Here is a 6,996-nt window from a genome sequence, read left to right on the forward strand (position 1 = left end):
GTCCAGCATGTCCCGCAGTACCTCTTGTGCGCCAATGGAGAGTTGCATTTGTACGGCGTGTTGCGGAAGCGCAAGCCGGAACTCATCGAGGTTCTGTCCTGCTTGGAGGAGCGGCACTGCCGCGAACATGGACTGGGTTTGAAGCTCATGGAGATCGTCGAGGCGGTATCCCTTGGAAACGTGGCAGCGTTGGGACAACTGCAATCGCTCGCGAGCGGCGTCCGCGGGGGCATGCGGCACGCGGATGAAGTTGAGCGGATCCTGTTGGCGGCGCGGCGGTATCTGCTGGACTCCGACTGGGATGAAATCGCCGGTGCTATCGGGCCGGACGAAGGTGTGGGGGGCGCAGACTTGGAGAGGGATGTACAAGCGCATGCTCCGCCGCCTGGCGAACTTCGCCGTCCGTTGTACGGGGATGGAGGCCAGTTCCTCCGCGATCCTTCTCGCATGGGAGACAACCTTGTGCCGATTGAATTCTATGAAGCCTCTGGCTACTACCAGGAAGAGACCGTCGGCTACTTGATGCGCCGCGTTACCACGTCGATAGTCCGGAACGCCGACATGCGCCTCCATCAGCACGGACTGACAAGCACCCAGTGGGGACCGCTTGTGAAGATCAAGGCCCGCCAGCGGCCAACGGTAGCTGATCTCGCGCAGGACCTCGAAATGGACGCGGGCGGCGTGACTCGGGCTCTTGACCGACTCGAGAAGAAGGGCCTCTGCAAGCGTGTGAGAAGCGTCGAGGATCGGCGCGTTATCCATGTCCAGCTCACGGAAGCAGGGGAGAGCGCCGTTGCCGAGGTGCCGGCCATTCTGGCCGTTGTGCAGAACGCTCATCTGGCAGATTTCTCGCGCCAAGAATGGCAGGCCTTGCTGGGCTACCTTCAGCGGATGCTGGTAAATGGCAAGTCGATGCAAAACGCGGATGCCGTGACTGGCTGAGAGCGAGTGGGCCGCATGCTTTGCTTTGCCTATTTACGGTGTGCGGGTTGTCCTATTGGTGGTCACCTAGTGGGAGAGAGGCTTCCCGCATGAGGCGATCGAGGCGTGCTTGACCTCGGAAAATTTCTGCGCCTTCAATGTCGAAATCTCACCAATTTCGATGCGAATCCGGCTCGCCTGGAGCGTCACGAAGGTCCAGGATGGGTTCGTGGCATTGACCTCAACGGGGAAGGCAGCATGCAGGAACAGATTTTCTTTGATGGTCCAAGAAGAAATGGCTTGCAACCAAGTGCGGCGGCAACGAGTAGCGACGGCGGCCTGCCGGTGTTCCCTGTGCAGCACTTCTCAATCCACGGCCGTGTGTTTGCAGCCACGGATCCGGGCCTCCAGTTGGCGCTTGCGTCGATCCATGACGATACTGAGCGGCCGCGTTGCCTGTGTGTCGCCGGTGGTGTGGAAATGTATGTGGCCCGCCATCGCAAGTACGTGGTCAAACGCATGCCAGAAACCGGCAAGGACCATCACCCGTCCTGCCCTTCCTATGAACCCGACGCGGCACTTTCCGGGCTGGGCGAACTCGTGGGAGAAGCTGTGCTGGAGCCTGAGCCTGGTCGAGTGGAACTGCGCGTGGACTTCCCATGGACCAGGACCCAGGGCCACGCCCTGCCAAGGGGCGAGATCTCGGAGCCGGCAGAGATCACAGTTCCGCGACGGCGCATGTCGCTTCGCGCCGTGATGCATTTTCTTTTCGAGCGTGCCGGCTTCAACCGGTGGACGCCCGCCATGGCTGGAAAGCGCAACCAGGGTGTCCTGTGCAAGTACCTGCTCGCTGCTGCGGCCGACATCGATGTCAAGGGCATCCCATTGGCCGAGCGTCTTTATGTCCCCGAGCCATTCCAGGAATCCACCAAGGCTGATGCCGCCCAGCGCCGACGGGAAAAGCTGGCCATCCTGCAGCCCCGCGATGGGCATGCGCCATTGGCGTTGGTGATCGGCGAGTTCAAGGCCTGCGATCGTGCGGAGCACGCCTGCCGGATCTGGATCCGCCACATGCCCGATGCGCCGTTGCTGATGCCCACCAAGAGCTGGGAGCGCCTGGCGCGTGTTCACGCTTCCTTGCTGGAGGCGCGCGACGCAGACACCGAACGTCGGATCCGGCTCATGATCGCGGCGTTGATACGCGCCCGCCGCGAATTGACCTACGAGATCGATTCGGCTAGCCTGATGCTGGCAAGCGGTCAATGGATACCGCTGGAGGGCGGCCACGAGTGCCCTTTGATCGATGCGCTTGTCGGACAGGAAAGGCGCTTTCTCAAGCCGCTGCGCTACGACGCGCCGCAGGGTGGAGTCTTTCCGAATGCGCTGTTGCTGGACGGCGGTGCCACGCCCATTCCACTGCACATAGTGAGTGCGTTTGCCGAGGCCAAGGAGCGTACCGCCAAGGAGAAGGCCGTCGCCAAAGGTGAATGCTGGGCGTGGCGGACTGAGCAGCCAATGCCCGCGCTGCCATCACCGGCGGCTTAGTTCGCTTGCCTTTCGTACTCCCGGCGGTGCATGACCGGACGGGGCAGTCGGCTGGAAGCCTTGCTGCCGGGGGTTGAACACTTGGCATCACGCGAGAGCATGAAGCGTCGCAACCCCGACGTTTCATGAAGGAGCGCCACATGGCAAACGCTGTCGTTTCGGTGCAGGGCGGGCCGGTCGCCTTGCACACCCTGCTGGGCCAGGCCCCGGCACGCATCCCCACCGGGGGGAAAATCCGTCCCGGCATCATGGTCCTGACCCGCAAGGCCGCCGAGCATCCCGAGGCCAAGGCCATCTACAGGCAGGGCGTGGACGAGGGCCGGTCCTTCGAGGAGATCGAACGGCGGCTGGCGCAGGCGATGCCGCAGCTCAAGTCTCCGCTGGTGCCGCGCAACGTGCCCTGGTTCACGGTGCGAGCGTCGGACTTCGCGAACCCGGAGACCGCCCGGGAGATCCTCGATGCCTACGGCGAAGACCGAGGCCAGGGCCACCGTCTGTACCGTTTTCCCGTCGTCTTCCCCGCCGACCACTGGCAGACCGTGATGCCGCACGAGCTGGCGGCCTGGGGCACCCATGAGAAGCGGTTCTGGTCGCAGTACTCGCCCGATGGCCTGGTGCGCCACTGCATGCGCCATGCACCGGTCCCGGTGGACGACACGGGGCGGCGCGCGATCCGTATCTTTGGCGGGCGCAAGGCTGTGCTGCGTGAAGAGAACGGTGGCCTCTGCGATCCTGAATCCTGCCCCGAGTACCAGGCGCGCCAGTGCAATCTCACGGGCCGGTTCCTGTTCTTCATTCCCGGCATCCGTTCCATCAGCGCGCTGGAGCTTCCCACCACGAGCTTCTACGCGATGAGCGCGGCCATCCAGCGCTTCCAGGCCATGGCCATGATGCGCGGCGGGCGCATCTCCGGCTTCCTGGGGCGCGACCGCGCAACGTTCTTCCTCACGAAGGTGCTCAGGGATGTGCCGCACATCGACGAACAGGGGCGGGCGGTGCGCGTGCCCCAGTGGATCATCGAACTGGAGGCCCCCGTGGATGTCACGGCCCTGCTGCGCGAGCACGAGGATGAAGAGACGGCGATCCAGCAGGCCCATCTTGCAACCCAGGTGCTCGAAGGGCAGCCCGAGGCGCATCAGGACGCAGTAACGGGCGAGGAGGCCGGGAGAGGCGAAACTGCCGATGCGCCCGCCGGTGCCGGCCATCCGCGTCTGGAGCAGGCGCGTCCTACGCTCGCGCAAATGCTGTCGCGCGTTCGGGCCATGGGTGGTGATACGGAGCGCTACTCCGCATACGCGGCCTTGCGCTGGGGCCATGGCTGGCGGATCCATCCCCACGGCCGCGGTCGTGCGTGGGACGAGCTCGACAGGTACGCCCAAGACCCGGAAGGCTACCTCGACAAGATCGACGCCGAACTGGGCCTGGGTGCCTGAAGGAGAAGACCATGCGCATCGCACACTTTTCCGACCTGCACTATGGAACAAGGACCCTCGCCGAGGCCGAGCGCTGCTTCGGCGCTGCCATCGAGCGGGCCGTGGCGCAGGGGGCGCAGGCCGCCGTGATGTCCGGGGACGCGACCGATCACGCGCTGGACCTGCATTCGCCCGCCGCAGCGCGGCTGGTGGAGCGGGTGCGGCGCTTGGCCGATCATTGCCCGGTGCTGCTGTTGCAGGGTACCTACTCGCACGAGCCCCCGGGTACCTTGGACATCTTCCGCTCGGTCGGTGGGCGCCACCCGATTCACGTGGCCGACCGGATCCAGCAGGTGGCCCTGACCCGTGAGGGCGACTGGATCGCTTCCCCGCAATGGCATTTCGGCGCATTACCGGATCGCGCGGTAGCGCTGTTCTCCTGTCTGCCCACCGTCAACAAGGCGACCGTGGCGGCTACCGCCGGGGCGACGCACGCGGCGCAGGCTGTGGGAGAGCAACTCGCCCGGCTGCTCTGCGGCTTTGCGCCGTCACACCGGATCGCGCGCAGCCGAGGACTGCCCACCATCGGCGTGTCCCACGGCACGGTGTTCGGTTGCGTGAGCGAGCACGGCGTGCCAATGGCTGGTTTCGATCATGAGTTCACGACCGGGGCGTTGTTTGCCGCCGAGGCCCAGGCTTTCATGCTCGGCCATATCCACCGGCACCAGACCTGGGCGCAGCAGGGGCTTTCGGGTGCGCAATTGATCGCCTATGCGGGTTCCATCGGCCGCTTTCACTATGGAGAAGAGGGGGAGAAGGGATTTCTGCTGTGGGAAGTGGGCGCGGATTCGGCCTGCTGCACCCTGGAGCCCACTCCGGCGCGCCGGACCATGGATATCGTGTTCGAGGGCCGCCCGGATCTCGAGGCCTTGCGCGAAGCGGTTTCACGGCAGGACATCGCCGGTGCCAGCGTGCGCGTGCGCTGGACCGTGGCAGAGGAGGACCGGGGATCCGTGGATCGCGGGGCCATCCAACGGATCCTTGCCGACGCCGCGGAGACCAAGCTCGAGGGCCGCATCGTGCCCGTGGTGCGCACGCGCATGGCCGGCATCTCGCGCATGGCGAGGATGGAGGACAAGCTGCGCGCCTGGGCCCAGGTGTCCGAGGTCAACCCCGAACCGCTGCTGAGATGCCTTGCCGCGCTGGAGGAAGCGACACCCGAGGACATTGCAGCGGATCTATTGCGCGAGCGGGATGCCGAAGACCAGCCCGTGGAACCCATGCGACTGGCGGCCTGACGCGTCCGGTGGACAGGGCTACGGCAGCACTTCCAGCAGCGCTTCGGCGACCGCGTCGAAGTCGCCGAAGGCCTGCGCGAATGCCGGTGTGCCGCCCCCATAGACCAGCGGCAGCAGGTTTCCGGTGAACTCCGCCTGGATCTTTGCGTCCGCACGGGCCTGCCGCAGCGCGCCGCTCAGCACCTGACGAGGGGCCGTGGCAAAGTCCGGGAACTGGGCTCCAAACTCTTTTTGGTCACCTGCGACCAGCGCAGGAAAGGCCCGCCGCGCCGCGCCCAGCATCTCAGGCTGGCGTTGGCGGATGCAATGCACGTCGTAGAGATGCCGGACCAGGGCCGTGTCCCAGGCCTGGCGCATGAGCCCGGCGCGATGCTGTGCATAGCGGCGCAGGAATGACAGGACTTTCTCCGCGACCGTTTCGGCTACGGCGACCACCGGGACCTCGAAGGCTTGATCGGAGCGGCCGGCGAGTTGGTCGGCCAGCGTGGTGATACGGCGCACCTGTGGAGGCAAAACCGGAGTGCGTGCCGTCAATTCGATCTGCAGGTGAGGGCGCAGCCCCGCAGCGGATGCATAGTGCCGCGCATAGCTCCACTCACTGCAGAAGTACCGGTTCTCGTTGAAGGCCAGTTCTTTGCCCTTGTCCTCGACCAGGCCGATCCCGGCCAGCGTTTCGGCCACCTGGGCCTTCAGCGCGGAAAGGCGGCGGCGGACCTCGGCGCGGGGGACTTGGCCCGCATCCGGCAGCACCACCTTCAGATCCGCGTCCTCGGACATGCGTTCGATCAGCCCGTAGGCCTTGGACAGGCTAGTGCCACCACAGAACACCAGTTGCATACCCTCAAGCCTCAAGGCGAACAGGGCCCGCAACGCATCGGTCAGGTGCTCGTCCTTTTCCAGCAGGCCCGCAGTGATTCCGCCGGAAGTGGCTTCCGCGATGAGCGCCTCGATCAGTTCCCGCCGCTGCGGTGCCAGCACCCTCATGCGTGTTCGTACTGGATCGCCTTGCCGTTGAAGCCCAGCTTGCGGGCGATGCGGCGTCGGCCGACGTTGAAGACGATGCCCGCAGGCACCTGGGTGCTGCGTCCGGCGTTGTACGCCTCGGTCAAGCGGCTGGCCATGACGGTCACGCCCAGCTTGTTCAGCGCCTCGGGGGCCAGGACCTCCAGCGGCCGCACAGGAATCGGCTTGCCCGTCAGCACGCTGGGCTTGGCCTTGGCATAGACGCCCAGGCCCAGGCGCACCAGCGTGCCGTCCAGCACCAGTTCGCGCAGTGCGCGGCCCACCTGCGCGGCACTGCCGAACTGGTCGAACTCGCTGCGCAGCAGCACATCGTCGCTGCGGTTGGCGACGGAGCGTTTGATGCGATTGAGCGTGTTCATGGTGGTGGGCGGGAGGATCCTTGACGGACGATTTTACCTCTCTTGCCAATTTCGATAACCCATTGAACTCAAATGGAATTTTGCAGCATAACTCGATCATCCTCTTGCCAGAGTGCCGGGGAGGGGCGGCCACGGCGCTCAAGCCCTTGCTTCCCCGGGCTCTCACGGGAAACTGGGTGCGTCAAACCCATGGAGAACTTCGCCATGCAACTACTTTCTCTGACGCTCAAGGGGTTTCGCGGGATCCGGGATGGCCTGGGCCTGGCTGCCTTGACCCTGGACTTCGAGGCCCTGTGCGATGGGGCCGAGCTGGTCGCCATCGCGGGTGCCAACGGGCGCGGCAAGACCACGGTGCTCGACAACATGCACCCGTACCTCACGATGCCCTCGCGTGCGTCCGCAGCGGGTGCGGGCGGCTTCAGCTACTACGACCATGTC

Annotated in this window: 7 protein-coding genes; 5 read left to right on the forward strand and 2 right to left on the reverse strand. The window is 65.2% G+C overall.

Annotation, left to right across the window (positions count from 1 at the left end):
* The 4 genes from QZ709_RS13100 to QZ709_RS13115 all read left to right on the forward strand — a co-directional run.
* Nucleotides 1–942 (forward strand): MarR family transcriptional regulator (locus QZ709_RS13100; RefSeq protein WP_294637728.1); only part of this gene is annotated, 942 nt, incomplete at its 5' end.
* A gap of 105 nt (nt 943–1,047) precedes the next feature.
* Nucleotides 1,048–2,466: a DUF1173 domain-containing protein gene (locus QZ709_RS13105; protein ID WP_233559255.1), complete on the forward strand. Its 1,419-nt coding sequence runs from the start codon at nt 1,048–1,050 to the stop codon at nt 2,464–2,466.
* A gap of 140 nt (nt 2,467–2,606) precedes the next feature.
* Nucleotides 2,607–3,899 carry a hypothetical protein gene (locus QZ709_RS13110; RefSeq protein ID WP_121508681.1) on the forward strand — a complete coding sequence of 431 codons (1,293 nt, stop codon included), beginning with the start codon at nt 2,607–2,609 and terminating at the stop codon, nt 3,897–3,899.
* An 11-nt stretch (nt 3,900–3,910) separates the two neighbouring features.
* Nucleotides 3,911–5,176: a metallophosphoesterase family protein gene (locus QZ709_RS13115; RefSeq protein WP_121506377.1), complete on the forward strand. Its 1,266-nt coding sequence runs from the start codon at nt 3,911–3,913 to the stop codon at nt 5,174–5,176.
* 18 nt (nt 5,177–5,194) lie between these two features.
* Here QZ709_RS13115 and QZ709_RS13120 read toward each other — a convergent pair whose 3' ends face one another.
* Together QZ709_RS13120 and QZ709_RS13125 are read right to left on the reverse strand one after the other, a co-directional pair.
* Nucleotides 5,195–6,160, reverse strand: coding sequence for a nucleotidyl transferase AbiEii/AbiGii toxin family protein (locus tag QZ709_RS13120; protein WP_121506378.1), 966 nt, complete (start codon nt 6,158–6,160; stop codon nt 5,195–5,197).
* Nucleotides 6,157–6,558 carry a DUF6088 family protein gene (locus QZ709_RS13125; RefSeq protein WP_121506379.1) on the reverse strand — a complete coding sequence of 134 codons (402 nt, stop codon included), beginning with the start codon at nt 6,556–6,558 and terminating at the stop codon, nt 6,157–6,159. The genes QZ709_RS13120 and QZ709_RS13125 overlap by 4 nt, the downstream gene beginning before the upstream one ends.
* A gap of 204 nt (nt 6,559–6,762) precedes the next feature.
* Here QZ709_RS13125 and QZ709_RS13130 point away from each other — a divergent pair.
* The coding region (locus tag QZ709_RS13130) for an AAA family ATPase (protein ID WP_294637730.1) at nt 6,763–6,996 on the forward strand (234 nt) is incomplete at its 3' end.

The organism is uncultured Aquabacterium sp. (assembly GCF_913773725.1).
Classification (GTDB): Bacteria; Pseudomonadota; Gammaproteobacteria; order Burkholderiales; family Burkholderiaceae_C; genus Aquabacterium.

Excerpts from the sequence above, each read along its gene's own strand:
- QZ709_RS13110 (WP_121508681.1), top strand. The coding sequence starts at position 2,607 with ATGGCAAACGCTGTCGTTTCGGTGCAGGGCGGGCCGGTCGCCTTGCAC.
- QZ709_RS13115 (WP_121506377.1), top strand. The coding sequence starts at position 3,911 with ATGCGCATCGCACACTTTTCCGACCTGCACTATGGAACAAGGACCCTC.
- QZ709_RS13120 (WP_121506378.1), bottom strand. The coding sequence starts at position 6,160 with ATGAGGGTGCTGGCACCGCAGCGGCGGGAACTGATCGAGGCGCTCATC.
- QZ709_RS13125 (WP_121506379.1), bottom strand. The coding sequence starts at position 6,558 with ATGAACACGCTCAATCGCATCAAACGCTCCGTCGCCAACCGCAGCGAC.